Raw genomic sequence first — 22,278 nt, forward strand, 5'->3', positions numbered from 1 at the left:
CTACCGCGTGAAGAGAATTTTGCAAGAAGTTTACTAAAAATAAAACAAGTTGAAACTCGCGTTTACTGATACACTAAAAATAATTTTTATATATTGCGATTGTGGCTGCGATCGCAATTGGGAATGCTACTCCAACTTACTAACGATAAATCCAAGTCTCTCGCTCTTGCCCCTGAATCGACTTTATAGTTCCAAACCTTTCCTCAAGTTTGCGTGGTAGAGTGTTTATGCCAAAAATGTAAACGCAAGATTCTTCTGGTTGAATTGTCAAAACACTAACTTTCGCTTCGTCATCTTGCAAACGCTCTATGAAAATAGATGCACAGATTTCAACATCTTCAGAAAGCTCATATACTTCCTTTGAAAAGAGGAACCTCTTCTCTAAACTGTTTGCAATTTGGTTAATAATGTTTTGTTCAGGCAACGAGTTTGTGAAACGATAGATGTATGTTCGACAGCACTTTCCATCTTCTAGCTGCTCTAATTGAGGGAGATCGATCAATCTTATATGACTTATATCATACTTCATTTCGTTTCACCTTTTCGTAGGTTGGGTTGGGGCTTTGCGAAACTCAATACCAAAAATACCTGCTTTTGTTCTTTAATCTAACTATTGTATAGACTCTAGATACTAGCCGATAATGATTAATATGGCTAACCAGAAAGCAGAAAGTTATTAAAAAAATAGGGAGTTAAATTTTTAATGCCTTCAGGTTTTCACAAGTCGAAAAATTGCTTTTCTATTGGTTGTATTTTCTTTATATTTATTGGATTTATAGCATTCTTTGAGCAATATAAAGTGACAAATTTTACCTGTGAAAGAGCAACTCAAATTAATTGTCAATTAACTTATTACAATGAGTGGAAGTCAAGTGTAAAAACCTACTCTGGAAAAGAGTTTATGGGGGTAAAAGTTAAAGGGCACTATAATGAACGCTACGATTACTATGTTACTCTTTTGACTAATTCCGGCAAAGTATCTGATGTTTTTATATATCCCTTCCAATCTGAAGCTCAAAAAATTGTACATAAAATTAATACTTTCATAAGTAATTCTCAAGAAACGTTTATTACTGTTACTCAAGACTATTCCAATAGTTTCAACTTAGCTGCCGCTATTTGCATTATATTTGGCGTATTCGGTTTAGGTCTTACCCTTTACTCATATAGGAATTATATCTGATTTACGAACATGATTTCAGATAAAATCTTAACCATCAACCTCTTTATGTTCTCTGCATCTCTGCGGTTAGTTAATCTTTGTATTTCCATAACCGCTAACCTGTAGTTTCTTATCAAGCGATAGCCTATATCAATGAAGCTAGCTGTAGAGATTTGGGCTAAAAACACAAAGGCATATTACATTGTGTTTCCGAACTGGGACAGGGAGCCACATTCATTAGACATCTTGCAAAAGTAACAAATGCCAAGATGTTGGGGTGTATGGTAAAGGTTACTGGGTTTGGGGAAATTCTATCCCTTTCCCTTTTACCCCTTACCCTTTACCACACTTCTGCAAGAAGTCTATTGTGATGATTCCGATTTGCCAATCTTGATCTGTGCGAGTGCCACCACAGCTTGAACTAACTCTTCTGGATCGAGGGGCTTGGTAACGTGCCGTTGATAGCCACTGGTTATAGCTCGCTGGGAATCATCAACTCTGGCATAAGCAGTTAAAGCGATCGCTGGGATTTGTCCGCCTTTTTCGGGGGTTAAAGCTCGGATCTGTTGAATCAGGTTATAGCCATCAACTTCAGGCATCCCAATATCACTGACTAACACATCGGGTTGAAAGGACTCTAGGTTTGCCAACACTTCTGTGGCAGAAGGAACAGTCAAGACTTGGGCTCCGTATTCAGCAAGCAATACTGTTAATAGCTCACGGGCATCGGGGTCATCATCCACTGTCAGGACTCGAATTCCCGTGAGTTCAAGTCCTGGTTGTAGCAAATCATCCGTCTGCTTGATTTCTGGTTGAAGATTCAGCAGTGGCAACTGGACTGTAAAGGTGGCTCCTAAACCTTCACCAGGACTGTCAGCCGTGATGGTGCCGCCGTGAGCCTCAACTAACTGACGAACGATCGCTAATCCCAATCCTAACCCGCCATACTTGCGAGTAATTGAGACATCTTCTTGACGGAATGACTCAAAAATGTGTGGGAGAAATTCAGGGTTAATGCCTTTGCCAGTGTCACTCACAATAATGTGTGCCTGCTCGTCAACTCGCTCTAATCGGATTTCTACCCGTCCCCCCTTGGGAGTAAATTTGATAGCGTTGGAAAGTAAATTCCAAACGATCTGTTGGAGGCGGTTGGAATCTCCAGAGACTTGCCCAATATTCGGCAGTACCGGATGCAACTGAATTGATTTGGCAATGGCTGCTGTATTTACCGTGTCGATCGCAGATTCAATCACAAATAACAGATTTACAGGAGTGACATCCAGGCTGAGTTTGCCGCGCAGAATCTTGGCAATATCGAGCAAGTCATCAATTAGTTGAGTTTGCAGTTTAACGTTGCGTTCGATGCTAGCCAAAGCTTGAGCTGTTTTGGTTTCATTAAATTTGCGGCTTTGCAGCATCTTTGTCCAGCCAAGAATGGGGTTAAGAGGCGATCGCAATTCATGGGAGAGAATGGCAAGAAATTCATCTTTGATCCGATTTGCACGTTCGGCTTCGGCCCGTGCGGCTTGCTCTAGTTGGAATAGGCGATCGCGTTCAACCTCTAGTTGTTTTTGCGCTTCGATATCTGTTGCACTGCCAAACCATTTGACAATTTCACCTTGCCGATCTTTTTGTGGAATTGCTTGGTGCAGATGCCAGCGATACACACCATCTGCCCGCCGCATCCGACCTTCGGCTTGATAAGAAGTACCCTGTTGTACTGCCTTGCTCCATTCTTTAACCAATATCAGTACATCTTCTGGATGGACAACCTCTCTCCAGCCGCTGGTGTGAGCTTGTTCCAGGGTTAATCCTGTGAATTCTAACCAACGTTGATTGACATCCAATAACCTTCCTTCGGGGTTGGCTGTCCAGACTAATTGTGGGATTAATTCTGCCAAGCAGCGATAGCGTTCTTCACTTTGCCGTAATTCTTCTTCTACCTGTTTGCGCTCGGTGATATCTTGCACGTTGCCCAACATCCGTACCGCATTACCCACAGTATCGTAGAAAACCTGACCTTTAGCCGCTAACCAGCGAATGCCATCGGGATGTAGGATGCGGAAATCATCTTCATAGCCCTCTTGCTGTTGCTGGATGGTGCGATTCACCGTTTCATTGGTTGAAGTGCGATCATCTGGGTGCAGGCAGCTTAACCAGTTTTCATAGGTAATTGACTTTGTGGTTGGGTCAAACCCGAACAGATGGCAGTATTCTTCAGAGATATGAGCGCTGTTGCGGATAATGTCCCAATCCCATAGTCCCGATCGCGTCGCTTTGTATGCTAGCTTTAATCGGGCTTCGCTCTGCTGCAAGAGGAGTTCTGTCTTTTTGCGATCGGTAATGTCTCGTGAAATCAACAAGATTCGTTCTAACTGCCCGGAGGCATCCAGAATCGGGCTAACGACCACTTCCCACCATTTGGGAGTGCTTTTTACGGTTGGACAGTATCCGCTAAAAATGCTGATTTCGCCTGCTTTAGTGGCAGCGAGTGCCTGCTCTGCCTGTTGCCGATAGCTGCCTGACCAGAAACAGAGCCATTCAGTATTCAGATAGGAATTTAAGTCGTCAATTTCCATCAAACACAGACCACCTGTATTCATATATAGCAGCCGCCCGTCGAGGCTTAATACCTTGATGCAGTCAGAACTGCTGTCTAAAATGCGGTTTTTAAATTCCTCACTCCGGCGCAGAGCTTCTTCGGTTTGTTGGCGAACGGTGATATCTCGCCAGGTGGCAACAAATCCATCTCCAAATTTAGCCACGCGGATATCAAACGCTTTAACTAAGCGTTGCTCTCCGTACTCATCCTCATAAACTAGGCTGTCTTTAATCAGCGCTTGCCCTGTTTCTACTACCTGACAGTAATCATCAAACAATCCACTGTGACGATGGCTTGGTAATAATTCACACAACCCTCGCCCAATCTGCTGCTCATAAGTCATTTGATTGTTGAGACAAGCCGCATCATTTACATATTCAGTTACAAAATCGACAATCTGCCCTTGCTCATTCCGCACAGCGCGGTATACCCCAAAGCAGTCCAGCATATTTTCAACAGATGTGCGGAAGCGTTCTTCGCTTTCTTGGAGAGCTGCGAGAGAGTGTTTGCGAGCGCTGATGTCTTCGGCAATACCTGCAAAACGATAAATCTCCCCTGTTTTATCTCGAAGCCCAAAACAGCGATCGTGAACCCAGCGTATACTACCATCGGGTAAAATAACCCGGTATTCCTCATCAAATTTACCTGCAACAGCTTTTTCATGAAACGCTTTTTGAGTCGCTTCCCGATCCTCTGGGTGAATACGATCGATCCATGATTGTTGTCCTTGATACAACTCCTCCGAGTTCAATCCCCACAAGCGTTCATAAGCAGGACTTACATAGCTGACTCGATTTTCAGACACTTCTCTAATCCAGAACACTGCATCAATATTTTCTGCAAGTTGCCGGAAACGTTCTTCACTCTCGCGCAGAGCTTCGGCTGACCGTTTGCGTTCGGTGACATCTATATCAATACCAGCCATCTGCATCGGTTGCCCGTGTTGGTCGTAAAATACCTTGCCTTGGCTTAATGCCCAGCGAATTGTGCCGTTGGGATATACTACCCGAAATTCAATGTCATATTCTTCTCCGGTGGCGACAGCACGATTGACGGTTGCCAGCACGCGATCGCGATCTTCAGGGTGGACTCGCGCGGCAAACATCTCGAATGAGCCGTCAAACTCTCCTGGTTGCAGCCCAAATAAGGCTTCTAGATTATCCGACCAGGTAATTTTTCCCGTTTGGATGTTCCAGTTCCACGTTCCCATCCGAGAGGCTGACAATGCCAATCGCAGATGTTCTTCGCTTTGGCACAGTTCCGCTTCTACCTGTTGGCGTTCCTTTAGTTCATGCTGTGCCTGCTGATACAGTTCTGCCTGTCGCAAAGCGATACTCATCTGAGTTGCCAACTCTTTAAGCAAGTCAATTTCTAAGGGCTGCCAAAATCGAGGGGAGGTACAATGATGAGCAATTAGCAATCCCCAAAACTGGTTGTCTTGCAGAATTGGTACAACCAGATGAGCTTTGACTTGAAACTGTGCCAACAATTCACCGTGGCATGAATCAATACTGCTGTCATGAATGTCTGATACTGCCGTTACTTGCCCCTGATAATAGCGTTCGATATAATTCTTGAGCAAGGCGGGATCGTACCTGACTTGCGGTCGATTGGAGGTAGTGTAGCTCTCAGCTAGGCAGGGATCTTGGATAGTGGAGGAAAGAAGCGATCGCCATTCTGTCCCAACCGATTCTGCCATGACTGTCCCATCTCCGTCAGGATTTAACCGAAAAACCAGGACACGATCTGTGTGGAGAAACTGCCGCACCTCGGCTACAGTTGTCTGAAGAATTTCATCCAGATTCAGGGACTGATGAATTTGCTGGGTAATCTGCGCGACTAAGCGCTCTCGTTCAATACGCTGTTGCAGTTGGGTGCGTAGCCGCACTGTTTCAATTGCCCCATTGATTGCTATTTGCAGCCCTTGTGCGGTAATTTGCTTTTTGACAATATAATCTTGTGCGCCCGCTTTCATCGCTTGAACTGCGATCGCCTCATTGCCCTGCCCTGTGACGACAATCACAGGTAGACACGGCTGTTGGGTTGAGGTTTGCAATTTCGCCAGAAATTCTAGTCCGTCTATATCAGGCAGTCGATAATCAAGTAAAATTGCATCTGGTTGGTGTTGCTGCCAGAGTTCTAGCCCTTGCTGTCCCAGAGTTGCTTCTAGGAAAGTGTAAGAATATTCGCGATCGCGCAACAAATACCGCCGATAAAGTTCTCGATCTTCTGGTGAACCATCGATAATTAAGAGGGTGCGCTGTTGCTGAGACATCGTGAATAAATTGAGCGGATAGAGTTCAAGCCCACATCCCGCAGGTTATCACAGAGAGATTACTATTTTTGAAATAGCGCTAAAATCCTCATCTATGTAAAGATTTTACCATACCCTCTATTTTATGGTTTTAAGAAAAGTCTATCATAAAACCCACATTCCGCAGGTTAGGACAGAGGAATTGGTATTTTTGAAATAGCGCTAAAATTGTAATTCCTCATCATAATATGATGGTATGCAAAAATCATACCTACCCCTATTCTATGGCTCAAGAGAAGAACAAATCGGGTTTCATTTTCCTCTGAAGAGATTGAAAAATATCGATTACAGCAATATCAAAAATATAATACCAAACTGAATGCGAGCGTCATTAGCCTAATAGCAAATGCAGCAGTTTGCTTTTACTGAAGTAATGAAAAGTTTGGTTTACCACTATGTCCAAGCTACCAAAACAAAACTCTGACAATGTACAACTACCATAGCCAGATAATGTTAAATTGCCACACCATAATTTTGAACTAATTTGGCTAGATGATGGGTATAAAATAGAAGCTATAACCGTATTTTTATTGTTTGTACTCACGTGGCAGTTGTGGTTGGCGAAAGAGCTTAATGTTTTCACCATATCTATCGGTTAACCCATAATTAAGCTGTTGTGAATTGTTCGATTTCCTGGCAGGTGTAACTCTTGGGTGGTAATTTGCTCTTTGAGCAGATAATCTATGTGCGTCCGCTTTCATCACCGGAACTGCAATGATACTGTTGCATAAATACTAGAAAATAGCGAAAAATTCTACAAAAAGCAAAGGCAAGCTTTTGGAAGAACTCTAGGTAGAATACATAAGCCTCACCTTTTTCCTCAAAATCATGGGCAATATTTTTGGTCATTTATTTCGCATTAGTACTTTTGGCGAGTCTCACGGCGGCGGTGTGGGGGTTGTGATTGATGGTTGTCCTCCACAACTAGAAATTTCGGCAGAAGAAATTCAGGTAGAACTAGATAGAAGGCGGCCGGGACAAAGTAAAATTACGACTCCCCGCAAAGAAGCTGATACCTGCGAGATTATCTCAGGAGTATTTGAAGGCAAAACGCTGGGAACCCCTATAACGATTTTGGTACGTAATCAAGATACTCGTCCCCAAGATTATGACGAGATGGCACAGAAGTATCGGCCTTCTCACGCGGATGCAACCTATGATGCAAAATATGGCATTCGCAATTGGCAAGGTGGGGGTAGGTCGTCAGCACGTGAGACAATCGGGAGAGTAGCAGCAGGTGCGATCGCTAAAAAAATTCTCCGTCAAGTTGCCAATGTCGAAATTATTGCTTACGTTAAGCGGATTAAAGACTTGGAAGGTGTAGTCGATCCTAATACTGTAACCTTAGAACAAGTAGAAAGCAATATCGTTCGCTGTCCCGATGCTGAATGTGGCGATCGCATGATTGAATTGATTGAGCAAATAGGTAGACAAGGCGATTCTATCGGCGGTGTCGTAGAATGTGTGGCGCGAAATGTACCGAAAGGTTTGGGCGAACCAGTATTTGATAAATTAGAAGCTGATATCGCTAAGGGTGTCATGTCTCTGCCTGCTAGCAAAGGCTTTGAAATTGGTTCCGGTTTTGCGGGAACGCTACTAACGGGAATTGAGCATAACGACGAATTTTATATCGATCAAAATGATGAAATCCGTACAGTAACAAACCGTTCTGGCGGTATTCAAGGCGGGATTTCTAACGGCGAAAATATCATTTTGCGAGTTGCATTTAAGCCGACAGCAACAATTAGAAAAGAACAGAAGACTGTAACTCGTGAGGGCGAAGAAACACTATTAGCAGCAAAAGGACGACACGATCCTTGTGTATTACCGCGTGCAGTGCCAATGGTTGAGGCAATGGTGGCGTTGGTACTATGTGACCATTTGTTACGGCATCATGGTCAGTGCAAAGTCTTGTAGTCTCTTGTAGTCTATATATCGACTTAGGAAAGACGCGATTAATCGCGTCTGTACAAGAGTTGGAAGTACGAGGGAATAATTAATTCCCCATTCCCCATACTTCGACTACGCTCAGTACAAGTTCCCCATTGCCTAATTCCAATCCTGTTCGTCTTTTTTACCGCGACTTTTGTAAATACCGCCCAAATCGTGAATTTTGCGAGTTTTCTCAAAAAGCTCAATTTCGGTCAAACCCCATTGCTGCAAGACTTTATCTAGGTCTTTTTGGATGTCTCTTGCGCCTGGAAAGCCTTGATAACGCATTCGCAGCCTGGCTAATTCTGCTAAGTTATAGTCTGTCGCCTCTTGAGCGAGTAAGATATCAATAAGGGGGCGATCGCGATTATAAAGAGGGTGTTGTTGGTCTTTACCAACCGTTGGTTCAGTCATCGTCAGTCCTGAGTGTTGTTAGCGAATAGCTAGGGTTTAGACCGTTCTGAGTCCTGAGTTCTAAGTTTAACCGAGAGCAGAGGAGCAGAAAAGGCAAAAAAATCATCTTCTCCACTGGAAAACTAATTGTAAAATTGAGAACTCCTTACTTACTCCTAACCTCTAACTCCCAACTCTTAAATTCTCTTAGACGGCTAGTACACCTGATGTCTTACGGCTCTCACCACTGCCACTTAACTTTAAATAAAGTTACATTAGTCCTTAAGAAAATACAAAAAACTTTAGATGAGGGTGAATTTTATCTCACCCAAAGTCCAAGCAGCGAGGGAGCAAGAACCCATTATGTTTGAACACTTCACTTCCGAAGCCATTAGAGTAATTATGCTAGCTCAGGAAGAAGCACGTCGCCTGGGACACAATTTCGTAGGAACTGAACAAATTCTCCTGGGTTTGATGGGAGAAGGAACTGGGGTTGCTGCTAAAGTGCTGGCCGAATTAGGCGTTACCCTCAAAGACGCACGTCGTGAGGTAGAAAAAATTATTGGTAGGGGTTCTGGCTTTGTACCACCAGAAATTCCTTTCACTCCCAAGGTGAAAAGCCTCTTCGAGCAATCTTTTAAAGAAGCTCATAGTCTGGGACAGAATTACATCAACACAGAACACTTACTCTTAGGATTAACTGAGGCTGGTGAAGGTGTCGCCGCCAAAGTCCTGCAAAATCTAGGAGTTGACTTCAAGAGTGTCCGTAGTGCCATAGTTCGCCGTTTGGGTGAAAATGCACCAGCTTTCGCTGGTAGTGGTAGTCAAAAGCGCACCCAACCGCTAACGATGGAAGAATATGGCAGAAATTTGACCAAATTAGCGCAAGAAGGCAGACTCGACCCCGTAGTTGGTCGTGAGAAGGAAATTGAGCGGGCGATCCAAATTCTCGGTCGCCGGACTAAGAATAATCCCGTGTTGATTGGAGAACCAGGAGTTGGTAAAACTGCGATCGCAGAAGGTCTAGCTCAAAGAATTATCAACCAAGATGTTCCCGAAACCTTGCAAGACAAGCAAGTTATCAGCCTCGATATGGGGTCATTGGTAGCTGGGACTCGCTTCCGTGGCGATTTTGAAGAACGCATCAAAAAAGTTGTGGAAGAAGTTCGCACTGTCGGTAACATAATTTTGGTAATTGACGAAATTCACACCTTGGTTGGCGCTGGTGGTACAGAAGGTGGTTTGGATGCAGCCAACATCCTCAAACCTGCCTTAGCACGGGGTGAACTCCAGTGCATCGGCGCAACAACCCTTGATGAGTATCGGAAGCACATCGAGCGCGATGCCGCACTAGAACGTCGTTTCCAACCAATTATGGTTGGTGAACCCTCAGTAGAAGAAACCGTACAAATTCTTTACGGCTTGCGCGGCGCTTACGAACAGCACCACAAAGTCACAATTTTGGATTCGGCACTTGTAGCAGCCGCAGAATTATCAGACCGCTACATTAGCGATCGCTTCTTGCCAGATAAGGCAATAGACTTGATTGATGAAGCTGGTTCTCGCGTTCGTCTGCGGAATTCTCAAAGTTCTCCCAATAAAGAACTCAAGCGTGAACTCGCTGGCGTTACCAAAGAAAAAGAAGCAGCAGTCAGAGTCCAAGATTTTGACAAAGCTGTAACCCTACGCGACCAAGAGTTAAAACTCGCAGAACAACTGCAAGCAACGTTTACACCAAACGAGCAACCTGTCAACTCTACTGTAGTTGACGAAGAAGACATTGCTCAAATCGTTGCCTCTTGGACTGGCGTACCAGTCAACAAACTGACTGAATCTGAATCAGAGTTGCTTCTGCACCTAGAAGACACTCTGCATCAACGCCTCATCGGTCAAGAGCAAGCTGTCTCGGCTGTATCTCGCGGTATCCGTCGCGCCCGCGTCGGCTTGAAAAATCCCAATCGTCCCATTGCTAGCTTTATCTTCTCCGGGCCTACCGGAGTCGGTAAAACAGAATTGGCCAAGGCATTAGCTTCCTACTTCTTCGGTGCGGAAGACTCAATGATTCGGCTAGATATGTCCGAATACATGGAAAGTCATACTGTCGCCAAGCTAATTGGTTCGCCTCCGGGTTACGTCGGATACGACGAAGGCGGACAACTTACAGAAGCCGTGCGCCGGAAACCTTACACAGTGTTGCTATTCGACGAAATCGAAAAAGCACACCCCGATGTATTCAATATGCTGCTGCAAATCTTGGATGACGGTCATCTTACCGATGCCAAAGGTCGGAAGGTGGACTTCAAGAATACGCTGATCATTTTGACATCTAACATCGGTTCCAAGGTGATTGAAAAAGGTGGTAGTGGTTTAGGCTTTGACTTCGACACTCAAGCCAACGCTAGTTATAACCGCATCCGCACCTTGGTAAACGAGGAATTGAAAGCTTACTTCCGTCCTGAGTTCCTGAACCGTCTTGATGAAATTATCGTCTTCACCCAGCTTTCTAGGGATGAAGTGAAGCAAATTGCTGAAATTATGCTTCGTGAAGTTTCTAAACGCTTGACAGAAAAGGGAATTACTCTTGAAGTTAGCGATCGCTTCAAAGAACTTGTAGTGCAAGAAGGCTATAACCCTAGTTATGGTGCTAGACCATTACGTCGGGCAATTATGCGCCTTTTAGAAGATTCTCTCGCTGAAGCAATGCTGTCTGGTGAAATTACAGATGGAGACACAGCGCTTATCGATGTTGATGATGACTCTCAGGTGAGAGTACAAAAATTAGAAAAACGAGAATTGCTCTTGGCAAATGTTGGCTAATTTTATACCCGATCGCTTTTTGCTGTAATATTTGAGAAATAATTAGCCTCTCATCTAAGTAGAGGCGATCGCAGGGTCATCTCCGACAAACATAAGTGAAATGGTATATTTTATACCCCTAGTAGAAATGCTAGGGGCTTTTTTTTATGCAATTTTCTACACTTCATCCTTAATGATACCGTTGCAACTTAGTGTTAGCGGTAATATGGCATCTAATTGTTATAAACAACTCATTTTTATAGTGATTCCTCTGGCAACAATTCTGATGCTAATTCACTCTTAACTACATTCTCAGAATCACCAGATTTAGAGAAACCATCTGCTGCATCCTTGATAAAACCAGCTACAGGTACCGCGATTAGCAAACCTAAAACTCCACCGACATTGGTTCCTACAAGTAAAGCAATTAACACCCATATTGGTCGGAGCCCAGTAAATCTACCTAAAAGGCGTGGTGCGATCGCCTGATCGATTAATTGGTCAATGACAACAGCTACCGCAAAAACCTTCACTGCTAGCCAAAAGTCATGTGTGGCTATTATGAAAGTTATCACAACCACGCTGACGACATCGCCAAAGGGAATTAAGCTCAAAAGCCCGACTCCCAAACCAAAGAGTAAAGAAAACTGGACTTGAAAAGCTAAAAACATTAATGTTTCTGAAACTCCCATCAGCAAAGCCAAAGTTACCTGCCCAATCAAGTAATTTTGGAAATTTTGCTGAATAGACTGGCTTACCTGTTGGGCAAAACTCCCCGGTAACTTCTTAAATATCCCCTGCCAAATTCTTGGACCATCTAACAACAGATAAAAAGTCAGCACTACTATAATTAATCCATCAGAAACACTATCAATCGTATCTACAATAATGCTTAAAAGTTTATCCGTAACGAACTCTAATTCATTAGGTAATTGGTCAGTTACTTGTGTTAATAGGTGACTTAAATTCACATTTAATTTGTGGTTAAAAAACCAATTATTTAAAATTTGAAGTTTTTCTTCGCTAGAATCAATCCATTGAGGAAGAACTTTCACCATCTCATTAAATTGCTCTAACACAATAGGAACTAAAGTAATACCCAGAGCAACGATAATTATCAATGCTGATATAAAAACTAATGATACTGCATAGCCACGTTTCACTCCCTGCCTTTGGAGAATGGCAACAGGATAGTTTAAAACAAATGCAAGTAAAGTAGCTAAGACAAGAATTGTTACGACAGGTTGAAAATTTTTAACAAGCAAAAATGCTAGCCAACCATTAAGAAACACTAGAGGAAATAACAGCGTAAAAATTAACCATCTAAGTAGTTGATTGAGTGGGAAATTCATAATTAATTTAAAACTAAAATTATTCTAGTTACTAGATTTAACTGGTGAAATATACTCAACGGCAATAAAATGAGAAAAATCTCCCAATTTCCAATTATTAACTTTCAGCAAAAGCTAAAAATTGTTCCTCATTTATTCGCCCTGCTTGATAGAGAGTATTGGTAATTTCCGAAATAGTTAAAACTGAATGGCTGCGATAACCATTCTGCTGTAACCTATCTTTCACCCCTTGTTCATGATCGATAAGTACCACAATATCATTAACATTTAATCCTGCTGATTCTAACTTTCCTGCCCCTTCCATAACACTTTTGCCACTGATGAGAATATCGTCAACTACCACAACTGTTTCACCAGGATGAAAGTTACCCTCAATAACTCTGCGTGTTCCGTGGGCCTTCACCTCTTTACGGGGGAAAATCATTGGACAATGAAGGCGCAAAGCTAAACCAGTCGCGGTAGGCAAAGAACCATAAGGAATACCTGCCAACCTATCAAAATTGAGATTCTTCAAAATATCCTCATAAGCAGTGAGAACTTGATTAAAAACTTGAGGATTAGAAATAATTTTGCGTAAGTCGATGTAATAAGGAAATATTGCTCCTGATGCTTGGACAAAACTGCCAAACATAATACAGTCAATGTCATAAAGTTGTAAAATCAAATCCTGATAGGGGTGCTGATTTAGGAAACAAACATCAGGAAACCACACAGAACATGTAGAATTTTCGTGAATAATTTCAGTTTTTAGTTGATTAATTTCTGCGCGTAAAGACTCGACTTCCTCAGATAATTGTGTGTTTCCCAACATATCTTGAGGAACAGGAATCAGCAAACCATCACCGTTATCATTCAAACCTGCTTCTAAAATTTGTCTTAGGTTTCCACCCTTCGCCCAGATGCTACGCGCCATAATAATCCGTTCAGGCGCGATCGCTCGAATCAAGGCTAAAACTTCAGCATTTGTAGTTCCCACTTCCAAACCCAATTGTTCTGGAGTTCCCCAAGTTTTTGATTCTTTTACCACCTGTAAATAAAGGGGTGACTCGTTTGTGGGATATTGCTGTAAGGCTTCTGCACCTGGATTAGAAGTACAACATAAGATAAACACCGCTTTCTCAGGATAGACCAAAAAAGGGGCTACATGATCTTGTCCTGTATAGGGACTAAGAGTGATTGCATCCACCTGCCATTCTGTAAACACAGTTTGGGCAAAAATGGTACTAGTATTTAAATCACTGTGTTTGGCATCTAAAATCACTGGGATGTGCGCTGGAATTGCTGCTAAAGTTTTGTACAGCAGTTCTAAGCCGGGAATACCTAACGCTTCGTAAAAGCCAAGTGTAGGTTTATAAGCACAAACGTAATCAGCAGTTTCCGCAATAATGAATTGTAACCACTTTTCCAAACCAGCGATGAGTTCTTCAGATTCATAACGCACAGGCATCATCTCTGGATTTGGATCGAGTCCTACAAATAGTAAGCTTTGATTTTGCAAGATACTACGATTCAATTTATCAAAAAAGTTCATTTTTTTAGTTTAAAAAAATATCATTTACTAAAACATTGATTCTGTTAATTCAGTACCACCAGCTTTTTGCCCTAATTGATAGTGAATCGCTGCAAATAAGATAACCATCGGCACTGAGGCAAAGTGAACAATTCGCAATGCTTGCCAATTGCCAAACAAATCCACAATCCAGGGAAATTGAGCAGGTTTATACATTCCTATTCCTGTAAATAACGCCAGCAGCAAGATCGGAATAATTGCTGTATACGCAATCCGATGCCAAGCATAAATTAGGCGTTTAGAATTGTGACTTTTTTGTAATGCTTTGAAGTCATTTGCACCGACAAACCGATGTCGCCAGCGTCGGGTAATTAAAATGTAAATTCCATACCACAAGAGATTTAGCGAAAATAGCCACATTGCAGCAAAATGCCAGTGTCTACCTCCTGCCAGCCAACCTCCTAATGTAAATATCGGAGGAATGTGCAAACCTGCACGTCCACCAAAAACAGGGTTGGCGTTGTAAATTTGTAGTCCACTGGTGAGCATGATAAACAGGCTAATGATGTTACACCAGTGGAAAATTTTGGCTGCGATCGCTTGAGTCGGTCGCTTTCGAGTTTGAGAGGGGGTCAAAGTCATAGATTTTGACTAGCAAGTTTGGGTGTGGGTATTACTCACATTTATTTTTTCATCCCATGATTCAGTATTCTGACATTGATGGTCTACATCTGCTGTTTTAACTGTCAGTTTAGGTATGAATAGGGTTGTTCTAAGCTAAATATTCAAAATTGGGCGGCTGTTCAGTGACGCTGTTAAAATGCTGTACCCTGTTCTAGTGACCCACGACCAAAGATATTCTATCCGGTATATTCCTAGCAGCGATCGCTAATTGGACTGGTTATGAAGGAAACATGGATTTCTGAGCGCCGGATGATTCAATTGCCTGGATTAACTATCGATCGTCATATCTCAGCACCGAACGAGCTTGAATTCCCTGGATGCAAGTATCATCTGCTTTGTATCTTGTTAAGCGACCATAATCAACAAAAAATGACTCGCATCGGCGAACAAGAATCACAAAAATCTCAAGCCAAAGGAGACTTTTGGATTTGTCCTGCGAAGATGTCGGGGATTTGGTCATGGAATAGCACCGATGAATCGTTAACGTTTGTAATTGATCCACTGTTTTTGTCTCGAATGGCAGAAGAAGTTGGGGAACTAAATGAAAGCAAAGTTGAATTACTAAGTACGGTAAATGCCCACGATCCACAAATTGAAGCGATCGCTCGTTTGTTTCAAGCAGAATTTGACACGGGTGGACTCGGTGGCCATCTTTATGCCGAATCGTTGATCCAGGTGTTGATTGTTCACTTGCTGCGACAATACTGTGCGTTTTCACCAAAAATAAAGCCCGATGTGGGAAGTATGCCTAACAATCGGCTTCAGCCAGTCTTTGACTACATTCACAGCTATTTAGATCGGCCCCTACTTCTCGCTGAACTAGCAGAAATTTCAGGTATAAGTCAATATTATTTTTGCCGATTATTTAAGCAGTCAATGGGTGTAGCACCCTATCAATATGTACTTCAGCAACGTATGGAAAAAGCTAAAGAACTATTGCACCAAAGAAAATATGCGATCGCAGAAATTGCTCTGCTGGTTGGTTGTGCAGACCAAAGCCGCTTTACAAGGCATTTTAAAAAATATGTCGGAGTCACACCCAGGATGTTTTTAAGCAAAAAGTAGAACTTTGCAATGCCAACTGCGTAGGCGTAGCCCAACCTAGGCATCGCAAGAATGACCTAAATCATGATTTGATGTAGCAAGAAAAGTCTATCGTTTATCCAGCAGCACACTGTACCTTCATTTGTAGGAGCTACGGCTGATGAACCCATCAGCGAAACTAATCAACTAGGGGCATAGCAAAATTTATGAGAAGGATTAGTCGTATTTTGCTTTCTATTGTTCTCGTCAGCACTGCTGTAGTTTCGGTAGCGGTAGATTGGAACGCGACTCACCTCTTTAACTCCGAATGGCATCCCCATGCTAAATTTCATGATGCAGTGATGCTGTGGTTATTGAGTGGCATTGCACCAAAACATCATCACCACACTCACAACGATCACCATCATTCTGCCAATTCTCAAGTTACGTTACAGTCTCTTCTAACTCTAGGGATCGCTGGTGGTCTAGTTCCCTGCCCATCAGCGCTAGTATTATTGTTGAGTGCGATCGCACTTCACCAAACTGTATATGGTTTGCTCTTAGTTTGTGCCTTCAGTGTGGGATTAGCAGTCGTACTAATAACCATTGGTTTAGTTATTATTTATGCTCACCAATGGCTGAAGGGTTTTTCATGGGTGCAACCATTACAGCAGTATACGCCGATAATTAGTGCGATGCCTACGGCGGGCTACGCCTACGTGGTGATTATTGTAGGAAGTGTACTGATGGCTTGTGCTGTCATTTAAGTGTTCAGAAGACAATACCAAATTTATAAAACTCAAGTATTGTGAATACATCGACTTGCATTGTGAATGCATTGACCTGCATTGTGAATGCGGCCGTTGCCTTGTTAATATATCGACTTCCAAAAACTAACACATCTTACCCAAAGCTAATTACTTAAAAGCTGGCATGTTTTCTAATAGCAGCATAGTGTTTTGCTGTTGTATTCATTTCAATTACCAACTCTGTACCTTGACCTAATTTAGAATTACACTTAATTTTACCTTGATGTTTTTCAACGATAATTTCTCGACTAATTGATAGTCCCAGCCCCTTACCTTTACCTACTGCTTTGGTGGTAAAAAATGGTTCAAACATCTGTCTTTGGATATGAGGAAGTATGCCTTGACCATTGTCAGAAATACGAATTATAACTTTGTGTTTTTTTCCTATTTGTTTGTTATTTGGCCAAATATCATTACTATTGACTAATGACAAATGACTTCTAACAATTTCTGTATGAATAAAAATTTTGGGAGTAAATGAATAATCATATTTCATCCTTTCTTCTAAGGCATCAATGGCATTAGTTAAGATGTTCATGAATACCTGGTTTAGATCACCTGAGTAACACTCGATTAAGGGTAATTCACCAAAGTCTTTAATTACTTCAATCCCGGCTCTATCAGGCTTTTCTTTCAGCCGATGCTGTAAAATTCTCAGAACACTATCAAGTCCTTCGTGCAGGTCAACCTTTTTCATTTGGCCTTCGTCAGAGGTTGAGAAATTCCGCAAGGCGAAAACAATTTCTTTAACGCGTTCCGAGCCGGCTCGCATTGACCACAGTAATTTTAAAAAGTCCGTCTTCACGAAACTAAGGTCGAGGCATTGCAGATGTAAGGCTATGACTGGGGTAGGTTTGGGATAGTAATGTTGGTAAAGTTCAATGATTCTGATTAAATCTTCAGCGTATTGACTCGCAGGATGGAGATTGCCGTAGATGAAGCTAACAGGGTTGTTAATTTCGTTAGCCATATCCGCCACCAGTTGACCGAGGTTAGCCATTTTCTGGTTCTGCAATAACTGCCTTTGGGTATATTTGAGTTCTTCGTGGGTAGTTTCTAGCTGCTGTGATTTTTCTCTAACTTGGTCTTCAGTAGACTGGTGTTGGGCAATTTCTCTTTGGAGTTGTTCAAGTAGTTGGTATTGTTGAGTAGCGATCGCCTTATCCTGGCTAATATCCTTGTGTGTCCCTGCCATTCGCACTGGTTTGCCGGATTCATCCCACTGAAATACTTTGCCACAAGCCAAAATCCATTTCCATTCGCCGGATTTAGTTAACATTTGCAATTCAACTTCAAACACAGGCGTGTATCCTTGGAGATAATCGTGCAACACCTGGCGAATTCTTGGTAAATCTTGTGGATGTACAAGTCGCTCAAAGGATTTATGCTCATGAGCGATTTCGTCTAATCCATACCCCAAAATGCCCTTCCACTGGGGATCGTAATAGGTTTTATTGGTTATGAGATTCCAATCCCACAACCCCAAGCCACTGGCGATTAATGCCATCTGTAAGGCTGCTTGTGAGCATTGACAAGGATCTAAATTTTCTGGAGATAAGTCTTTTGATTCTGGGAAACTCTGCGAATCTGGTACTGAAAGTGGAGCTTCCGGTTTATGGGTAGCGGGTTCTTCGATATGCATAGCTGCTGGTACGGTGAGGAAGATATCCTGTAACTCTCTCTCTACGCTGTCTTAGCACCCTGACGATCCATTTATGGATAAATCGTCTACTTGGTTGATTAGGCTGTAACTTCGGTTAGAAATATATCAGCCCATATCATCAATTTGGATGGAATTTAGAAAAAGGTAAACGGACGAATGTAACTTCTGTTGCGATCGCCGCGGCCATTTTTTAGAAAAAATAGCTACATTGTGTGCATCTACATTCTAAGATATGTCTAAAAAAAGTAGTTCAAATAAAATATAATCACTTAAAAACTCGAAAAATTTTGTAAAAAAAATTCTATGATTGAGTCACGTCAAATGTTTCAGGATACAAAAATATTGTCAAGCCTTGTTTGTAGCTTTTTTAGGAAAGGGCTGGCTGCCATTCATACAAGGTAGGCTACATTGATTTCCAAAACATAATGGTGTGATAAAATTCATGCTGAATTGGAGCCGATGAGTAATGACTATAGATGAAGTAGTATTGCTACTAAAAGCCAGTCAAGCAACAGGTTTAACAACGCTCCAAGAGATTATATTGCGTTCTTCATGGGAAGGAAAAACTTACACGAATATTGCCTGTGAAGCTCACTACGGCGAGGAACGTGTCAGAAAAATTGCTGCTCATTTATGGCAAGTAATGAGTGATTTTTGTAAAGAACCGATAAATAAATCTAACTTCCGCCAGACTGTAGAAAATCACCGTCTTAGCAAAGCACATCAGCAATTAATTAAGGAATTCAACAAAGTAGCTACGGCTATATCTTTAGAATTTCCTAGTGGCCCAGTATCCCTTAATTCCAGATTCTACATCCCTCGCCCGCCAATTGAGGAAATTGCCTACGCAGAAATAGCTAAACCTGGCTGTCTCATCTGCATCCAAGCGCCCAAGAAGATGGGGAAAAGCTCTCTGATTTTACAGTTGCTTGCACGCGCTAACAATCAAGGCTTTCGCACCGTGACGTTAGATTTTCAGCAAGCAGATAAAGTAATATTTACTAGTTTGGATAAATTTTTGCGCTGGTTCTGTGCTAATGTCAGCCGAGAGTTACAGTTAGAACCAAAACTCAATGATTATTGGGATGAAGATATGGGTAGCAAAGTAAGTTGCTCTATCTATTTTCAACATTATTTACTATCTGCGCTGGAAACTCCCCTTGTGCTGGTATTGAATGAGGTGGATTGGGTATTTGAATATCAGGAAATTGCTGGAGAATTGTTACCGTTAGTGCGATCGTGGTATGAACGAGCCAAAGGGTTAGAAATTTGGCAAAAACTTCGCCTGATTCTGGTTTATTCAACGGAAATTCTTGTTCCTATAAAACTAACTCAATCACCATTTAATATTGGTTTGCCGATTAAGTTACCTCCCTTTACAAAAGAGCAGGTACAGGATTTAGCACTACGTCACGGCTTGGATTGGACAAATGGTAAAATCGAGAGTTTGATGGCAATGGTAGGAGGATATCCTTATTTGGCGCGATTAGCTTTTTATCACCTGGTGGGTAAAGGGGGACTAGAACGAGATTTAGAAAAGCTATTGCAAGAAGCACCCACAGAAGCAGGAATTTATCACGAGTATTTAAAGCAATATGTGTTAGCACTACGAGATGAATCAGCATTGCAAGATGCTTTTCATGAAGTAATTAACGCTACAAATTATGTGAAATTAGAGCCAGTATTGGCATATAAATTACAAAGTATGGGGCTAATTAATTTAGAAGGCGATCGCAGTACTCCTGCCTGTGAATTATATCGTTTATATTTCCGACAATATTTGAAGACAAGCGAGCATTTCAATAACGGCTGTTTTAACTGTGAGTTTAGGCATGGCTAGCGTTATTTCTGCGAGAGTAACTTCAGGAGTGCAAAGCTACAACAACTCTGTGATGGAAAATAGCCGCTGTCGGTCTATTTTCTGAAGCTTGATTTTTTCGGCATAGAAAGCTTGATAATAAGATTGATAACGCTCTGGTTCAGCTTCTGGATCGGTTTGTTGCCATAGTTCCAAAAAGTGGCGATAGCGTTTTTCCAGCATCACCAAATCCATGCAAGCGATCGCAGCTTGAACTACTTGCGGAGTCCGAAGTATTTCTTTTTGGTTTTTTTCATTTACATGGAATAAATGGGAAATTAACCCCATCTCGCTGCTAAATTCTAAAAAATGGTCTTGCAAGCGGGAGATTAAATCTGGTTGAGACGCATTAGCGAAGCGGGGCGAAGCCCAATTTCTCGTCTCTCCATCACTGGATGAGATTTCTAAAATCTGTTGCCATAAAAATCGGTGGTGGGAAAGGCTAAATTGCAAATCTCGCTCCTCTAGTTCGGCAATAATCGCTTGACGTTGTTCGGGACAATGCAAATAAATTCGTAGTAATAAGGCTTCTGCGTGTTCTAAAAGACTGCGTTCTGTAGGAAGTGGGGATTGAGAAACTTTACTACTTCCCCATGCTTGCTTCGCTGATACAGGCTTAGTGTATGCAGCCGCAGCCGGAGCAATTTGAGTTAGTAGATTTTCGACTCGCAGAGGTATAAGTCTGGTATCTCCCAAGCTGAGTATTTCTGCACAGTAGGAAACGTAATAATTTCGTGTATCGCTGTTAGCTATTTTTTTAAGTAATTTGACTAATTGCTGAGTTACTTGCTGAAAATCAGTAGCCTGTTTCAAGTCCCGGTCTTGAATAATTTGCTTAATCTGCCAGTCTAACCAAAGTGGAGCGGTTTCCAAAAGTTCTTTCCGCTCAGACGGAGATAATTCATCTATACGAAATCGAAATTTTTCTAGGGTGGACAGCCTTTTAATTGGAGCAGCTAAAGCTTGATACTCTTCTGGATTATGCGTGTTCAGAAATTCATCAGCATCTTTGCCATTGGGTAAATTAAGAATCTTTAGCTGAACTTCGCCTTTGTATGCCAGTTCAGCTATTTCACCAATTGCCCTTTCAGTTGCATTGGTTCCGGCTTTATCGGCATCAAAGTTTAGTACTAATTGTTTTGATTCGGTGTAGCGTAATACTAGCCGAACTTGTTCTAAGCTTAAGGCTGTACCGAGGGAAGCAACGGCGTTATTAATCCCAGCAGCGTGGAGAGCGATCGCATCAAAATATCCCTCTACCACTACTGCTTGATCTAGTTGGGAAATCCCGCCCTTGGCTTGATCGAGGGCAAATAATGTTTTACCTTTGCTAAAAAGTTCCGTTTCTGGTGAATTCAGATATTTCGGTTGTTCATCTGTGAGAGTTCTGCCACCAAAGGCAATGACGCGCCCTTGAACATCGCGGATGGGAATCATCAAGCGATCGCGAAATACATCATAATAACCGCCTCCTTCCTTGCGCGGCTTAATCAATCCCGCTTTTTCTAGGATTTGCGCTGGGTAATGTTTATCTTCCACTAGATAACGATAAAGAGTTTCCCAACCTGCGGGGGCATAACCTAAGCCAAATTGCTGGATAGTTTCTTCTTTGAGTTGGCGGTTAGATTGCAAATATTGAAGCGCCTTTTGCCCTTGGGATTGTCTTAGGGCGTGTTGATAAAATTGGGCGGACGTTGCCAGAACTTCATACAACTGCTCACGCAAGGATAGTTGACGCTGCAATTCTTGGCGTTGTTCGGGTTCGAGGGTTTGTACAGGTACTTGGTAACGCCGTGCTAAATCCAGCACCACATCAGCAAAAGAGCGCTTTCCCAACTCCATCACAAACTTAATGGCATTTCCTCCAGCTTGACAGCCGAAGCAATAGTACATTTGCTTAGTCTGGCTGACGGTGAAACTAGGAGATTTCTCGTCATGGAAGGGGCACAAACCGACAAAATCCTTTCCACGTTTGCGTAAAACTACGTATTCCGAAACGACATCTACAATATCGGCCCGTAGTTTAACTTCCTCAATTGTATCTGGGTGCAAGCGGGGGATTTGCATTCTAGTCTATTTGTTAAGTCATGAGTTGGTAGTTAACACTGCGGTGGGTTTACCAACTGATAGCTATTATATTCTTGTTGCTAGACCAAGAATGATCTATACAATTGCTTACA

The 22,278-nt window shown here is 42.2% G+C and carries 14 protein-coding genes; 6 read left to right on the forward strand and 8 right to left on the reverse strand.

Annotated features, from left to right (window positions below; genetic code table 11):
- Positions 1–139 precede the first annotated feature (139 nt).
- A complete protein-coding gene (locus NPUN_RS18050) occupies positions 140–529 on the reverse strand; it encodes a hypothetical protein (RefSeq protein ID WP_012409938.1) in 390 nt (129 codons plus the stop codon).
- A 174-nt stretch (positions 530–703) separates the two neighbouring features.
- On the opposite strand from NPUN_RS18050, the gene NPUN_RS18055 reads away from it, so the two are divergent.
- The gene (locus NPUN_RS18055) at positions 704–1,183 is read left to right on the forward strand and encodes a hypothetical protein (RefSeq protein WP_012409939.1); all 480 of its coding nucleotides are present in this window, start codon (positions 704–706) and stop codon (positions 1,181–1,183) included.
- A gap of 341 nt (positions 1,184–1,524) precedes the next feature.
- Here NPUN_RS18055 and NPUN_RS18060 read toward each other — a convergent pair whose 3' ends face one another.
- Entirely contained in the window at positions 1,525–6,039 is a 4,515-nt protein-coding gene (locus tag NPUN_RS18060) for a PAS domain-containing protein (RefSeq protein WP_012409940.1), read from the reverse strand.
- Between the two features lie 867 nt (positions 6,040–6,906).
- Here NPUN_RS18060 and aroC point away from each other — a divergent pair.
- Positions 6,907–7,995: a chorismate synthase gene (gene aroC, locus NPUN_RS18065; RefSeq protein ID WP_012409941.1), complete on the forward strand. Its 1,089-nt coding sequence runs from the start codon at positions 6,907–6,909 to the stop codon at positions 7,993–7,995.
- Between the two features lie 132 nt (positions 7,996–8,127).
- Here the strand turns inward: aroC and NPUN_RS18070 are convergent, their stop codons facing one another.
- Positions 8,128–8,424, reverse strand: a complete 297-nt coding sequence (locus NPUN_RS18070; RefSeq protein WP_012409942.1) for a DUF3288 family protein — start codon at positions 8,422–8,424, stop codon at positions 8,128–8,130.
- A 342-nt stretch (positions 8,425–8,766) separates the two neighbouring features.
- Between NPUN_RS18070 and NPUN_RS18075 the strand changes: the two genes are divergently transcribed.
- On the forward strand, positions 8,767–11,220 hold the full coding sequence (locus tag NPUN_RS18075) for an ATP-dependent Clp protease ATP-binding subunit (protein ID WP_012409943.1): 2,454 nt from the start codon (positions 8,767–8,769) through the stop codon (positions 11,218–11,220).
- A 236-nt stretch (positions 11,221–11,456) separates the two neighbouring features.
- Here the strand turns inward: NPUN_RS18075 and NPUN_RS18080 are convergent, their stop codons facing one another.
- The 3 genes from NPUN_RS18080 to NPUN_RS18090 form a co-directional block, all read right to left on the reverse strand.
- Positions 11,457–12,551: an AI-2E family transporter gene (locus tag NPUN_RS18080; RefSeq protein ID WP_012409944.1), complete on the reverse strand. Its 1,095-nt coding sequence runs from the start codon at positions 12,549–12,551 to the stop codon at positions 11,457–11,459.
- A gap of 97 nt (positions 12,552–12,648) precedes the next feature.
- Complete coding sequence (locus NPUN_RS18085) at positions 12,649–14,082, reverse strand: bifunctional orotidine-5'-phosphate decarboxylase/orotate phosphoribosyltransferase (RefSeq protein WP_012409945.1); 1,434 nt, start codon at positions 14,080–14,082, stop codon at positions 12,649–12,651.
- 27 nt (positions 14,083–14,109) lie between these two features.
- Positions 14,110–14,703, reverse strand: coding sequence for a cytochrome b/b6 domain-containing protein (locus tag NPUN_RS18090; protein WP_012409946.1), 594 nt, complete (start codon positions 14,701–14,703; stop codon positions 14,110–14,112).
- A gap of 261 nt (positions 14,704–14,964) precedes the next feature.
- Here NPUN_RS18090 and NPUN_RS18095 point away from each other — a divergent pair, with 261 nt between their 5' ends.
- Together NPUN_RS18095 and NPUN_RS18100 are read left to right on the forward strand one after the other, a co-directional pair.
- On the forward strand, positions 14,965–15,810 hold the full coding sequence (locus NPUN_RS18095) for a helix-turn-helix transcriptional regulator (protein WP_012409947.1): 846 nt from the start codon (positions 14,965–14,967) through the stop codon (positions 15,808–15,810).
- 206 nt (positions 15,811–16,016) lie between these two features.
- The gene (locus tag NPUN_RS18100; protein WP_234710945.1) at positions 16,017–16,535 is read left to right on the forward strand and encodes a DUF6640 family protein; all 519 of its coding nucleotides are present in this window, start codon (positions 16,017–16,019) and stop codon (positions 16,533–16,535) included.
- 154 nt (positions 16,536–16,689) lie between these two features.
- Here the strand turns inward: NPUN_RS18100 and NPUN_RS18105 are convergent, their stop codons facing one another.
- A complete protein-coding gene (locus NPUN_RS18105) occupies positions 16,690–18,219 on the reverse strand; it encodes a sensor histidine kinase (protein WP_012409949.1) in 1,530 nt (509 codons plus the stop codon).
- A gap of 487 nt (positions 18,220–18,706) precedes the next feature.
- Between NPUN_RS18105 and NPUN_RS18110 the strand changes: the two genes are divergently transcribed.
- Positions 18,707–20,080, forward strand: a complete 1,374-nt coding sequence (locus NPUN_RS18110; RefSeq protein WP_012409950.1) for an AAA-like domain-containing protein — start codon at positions 18,707–18,709, stop codon at positions 20,078–20,080.
- 36 nt (positions 20,081–20,116) lie between these two features.
- Here the strand turns inward: NPUN_RS18110 and dnaG are convergent, their stop codons facing one another.
- Positions 20,117–22,165, reverse strand: coding sequence for a DNA primase (gene dnaG, locus NPUN_RS18115; RefSeq protein ID WP_012409951.1), 2,049 nt, complete (start codon positions 22,163–22,165; stop codon positions 20,117–20,119).
- Positions 22,166–22,278: the final 113 nt, after the last annotated feature.

Source organism: Nostoc punctiforme PCC 73102, assembly GCF_000020025.1.
In the GTDB taxonomy this organism is placed as follows: domain Bacteria; phylum Cyanobacteriota; class Cyanobacteriia; order Cyanobacteriales; family Nostocaceae; genus Nostoc; species Nostoc punctiforme.

Coding starts and splice junctions, on each gene's coding strand:
- NPUN_RS18050 (WP_012409938.1), bottom strand. CDS start 529: ATGAAGTATGATATAAGTCATATAAGATTGATCGATCTCCCTCAATTA.
- NPUN_RS18055 (WP_012409939.1), top strand. CDS start 704: ATGCCTTCAGGTTTTCACAAGTCGAAAAATTGCTTTTCTATTGGTTGT.
- NPUN_RS18060 (WP_012409940.1), bottom strand. CDS start 6,039: ATGTCTCAGCAACAGCGCACCCTCTTAATTATCGATGGTTCACCAGAA.
- aroC (WP_012409941.1), top strand. CDS start 6,907: ATGGGCAATATTTTTGGTCATTTATTTCGCATTAGTACTTTTGGCGAG.
- NPUN_RS18070 (WP_012409942.1), bottom strand. CDS start 8,424: ATGACTGAACCAACGGTTGGTAAAGACCAACAACACCCTCTTTATAAT.
- NPUN_RS18075 (WP_012409943.1), top strand. CDS start 8,767: ATGTTTGAACACTTCACTTCCGAAGCCATTAGAGTAATTATGCTAGCT.
- NPUN_RS18080 (WP_012409944.1), bottom strand. CDS start 12,551: ATGAATTTCCCACTCAATCAACTACTTAGATGGTTAATTTTTACGCTG.
- NPUN_RS18085 (WP_012409945.1), bottom strand. CDS start 14,082: ATGAACTTTTTTGATAAATTGAATCGTAGTATCTTGCAAAATCAAAGC.
- NPUN_RS18090 (WP_012409946.1), bottom strand. CDS start 14,703: ATGACTTTGACCCCCTCTCAAACTCGAAAGCGACCGACTCAAGCGATC.
- NPUN_RS18095 (WP_012409947.1), top strand. CDS start 14,965: ATGAAGGAAACATGGATTTCTGAGCGCCGGATGATTCAATTGCCTGGA.
- NPUN_RS18105 (WP_012409949.1), bottom strand. CDS start 18,219: ATGCATATCGAAGAACCCGCTACCCATAAACCGGAAGCTCCACTTTCA.
- NPUN_RS18110 (WP_012409950.1), top strand. CDS start 18,707: ATGACTATAGATGAAGTAGTATTGCTACTAAAAGCCAGTCAAGCAACA.
- dnaG (WP_012409951.1), bottom strand. CDS start 22,165: ATGCAAATCCCCCGCTTGCACCCAGATACAATTGAGGAAGTTAAACTA.